The 2,390-nt window shown below is 72.8% G+C and carries 2 protein-coding genes and 1 riboswitch; both genes read left to right on the top strand.

Annotation, left to right across the window (positions count from 1 at the left end; all coding sequences use genetic code 11):
• The first annotated feature begins 425 nt into the window (after positions 1-425).
• Positions 426-1,739 (top strand): DUF882 domain-containing protein, encoded by a 1,314-nt coding sequence (locus tag FV222_RS23305; protein ID WP_246685622.1) that lies wholly within the window; start codon positions 426-428, stop codon positions 1,737-1,739.
• A gap of 133 nt (positions 1,740-1,872) precedes the next feature.
• Positions 1,873-2,086: riboswitch (cobalamin riboswitch) on the top strand.
• A 117-nt stretch (positions 2,087-2,203) separates the two neighbouring features.
• Positions 2,204-2,390: hypothetical protein (locus FV222_RS23300; protein WP_147815751.1), on the top strand; the 187-nt coding region annotated here is incomplete at its 3' end.

The following is a 2,390-nucleotide window of genomic DNA, read 5'->3' as shown; positions in this document are numbered from 1 at the left end:
GTGCCGCGCCGTGCCGTGCGGGCGAGCGCCGAGGCCCCGGCGCCCGAGTTCGGCGAGCCCGGCCTGTGGACCCCGAATCCCGCTCCGGTTTCGCGCAGCTGGTGGTGATCCGGCCGCTTTGCCGGTCTGGTATTCGCCTCCGGCGGGGCTTCCCGTGACCCGTCCGCATCACCTGCCCGGCGACGTGCGCCGGCGCGCTTGCCGGCACGATTTCGCCACGGTCCAGACTTAGCCGTAAGGGAATCGCGGGTGTCCTGCAGGGGGCGCCGATAACCCGGTCTTCACGGTTTTCGGCAACCTTGCGTTCACCATGGTCCCGCGCGCAGCGCGGGCCGCGTCCGAGGGGTGAGACGATCGTGCCGACGCCGAGCCAGACGACGCCCCGGCCCTCTCGTCTTCGGCGAATCCTGTTCGGCCTGTCCGGCATGGTCATGGCGCTGGCGGCGGGGACCACCGGCACCCAGGATGCGGTCGCCAACGGCGACACCCGTTCGCTGACGATCTTCCACACCCACACCAAGGAAAGCGCGACCATCACGTTCAAGCGCGACGGGCGCTACGACCGCGCGGCCCTGGAGCAGCTGAACTGGCTCCTGCGCGACTGGCGCATCGACGAGCCGACCAAGATGGACCCGCGCCTGTTCGACACGGTATGGGAGGCCTATCGACAGGTCGGCGCCTCCGAGCCGATCCACGTCGTCTCGGCCTATCGCTCGCCCGGCACCAACGCGATGCTGCGCCGCCGCTCGAAGGCGGTGGCCGAGTACAGCCAGCACATGCTCGGCAAGGCGATGGACTTCTACCTGCCCGGCGTCTCGATCGACGACATCCGCGCGGTCGGGCTGCAGATGCAGCGCGGCGGCGTCGGCTGGTATCCGCATGCCGGCTCGCCCTTCGTCCACCTCGACGTCGGCTCGGTCCGCATGTGGCCGCGGATGAGCCACGACCAGCTCGCGCGCCTGTTCCCCGATGGCAAGACCGTCCACCTGGCCTCCGACAACCGGCCGTTCCCGCGCTACGAGGAGGCCCGCGCCGAGATCCTGGCCCGCGGCGGCACCGTGCTCGGCGTGTCCTCGCAGATCGCCTCCGCCGACGAGGAGGAGGGCCCGAGCCTCGTCGGGTTCCTCGCCGGCCTGTTCGGCGGCCGCAGCGACCCGGCACCGGCGCCCGTCGCAGCGCCGCGCGGAAGGCCGAAGCCGGTGGTCGCCGTGGCGAGCGCCGATCCGGAGGACACCTCCGGCGCCCGCGCGGCCCTGGCCTACGCCGCCCTGGAGAGACCCGGTCTCGACCGGTCGCGCGGCCGCCTGTTCCCCAGCCCCGACGCGGGCGCCGGCACGGCGATCTACGACATCAGCGCCCGCACCGTCCGCCTGCCCGGCGGCGAGGTGCTGGAAGCTCATTCCGGCCTCGGCGCCAGCATGGACCACCCGGACTTCGTGCACCTGCGGATGCGCGGCTCGACCCCGCCGGGCACCTACGACCTCACCGAGCGCGAGGCTTTGTTCCACGGCGTCCGGGCGATCCGCCTCAACCCGGTGGGCGGGTCTGCCGCCATCCACGGCCGCGACGGCCTGCTCGCCCACACCTACATGCTCGGGCCGAGCGGCGCCTCGAACGGCTGCGTGTCGTTCCGCAACTACGACCGCTTCCTGCAGGCGTTCCTGCGCGGCGAGGTCCGGCGCCTCGTGGTGGTCGCCGGCCGCGGCGACGGCCCGGCCCGGTTCGCAGCGAGCCGCTAGGGCGTTCCGAAGCGAGGCGGAGACCGGCTCGCATGAGGGCCACGCGACCGCGCAGCAGGTGAAGGCGGCGTCGCGGATCGGCCACACCCGGCGACGCGCTGCGAAAGCCGGATTGACGCGCGGTCCGCGCCCGACGCAACCTGTGCGCGAGGGTTCCTCATCGAGGATCAAAAGGGAACGCGGTGGGACGGAGCCTGGAAGGGCCTTCGTCGAAGCCGTGGCTGCCCCCGCAACTGTAAGCGGCGAGCCTTCCACCAACGCACGTCACTGGATGCGCCGCATCCGGGAAGACGGTGGCGGGCGACGACCCGCGAGCCAGGAGACCTGCCCTCGGTCGTGGTCACACGCGAAGCGCGTCGGGCGGGGTGCCCCGGCGGGTGTCGAAGCCTCATGCCGTCGGAGGGACGGCGCGGGGGATCGGCCTCGTTCGCGGTGACGTGCCACGTCGCGTCGCCCGAGGTCCCGTGTCCGTATCCCGTTTCGCTCCGCGCCTGCGCATCCTTCTGCTCGTCGTCGGCGCGGCCGTCCCGCCACAAGCCGTCCTGATGCGGTCCGCCCTGTCTCAGCCGGGCGTGGCCGAGGCCAACCTCGACGAGATCTCGGTCACGGCCGAGACCGTCGCTCCGGCCGCGACCGGCCCGGGGCCGGCGG

This window comes from Methylobacterium sp. WL103 (assembly GCF_008039885.1).
GTDB classification, from domain to species: domain Bacteria; phylum Pseudomonadota; class Alphaproteobacteria; order Rhizobiales; family Beijerinckiaceae; genus Methylobacterium; species Methylobacterium cerastii.
This window is presented reverse-complemented; position numbering and strand designations above follow the sequence as displayed.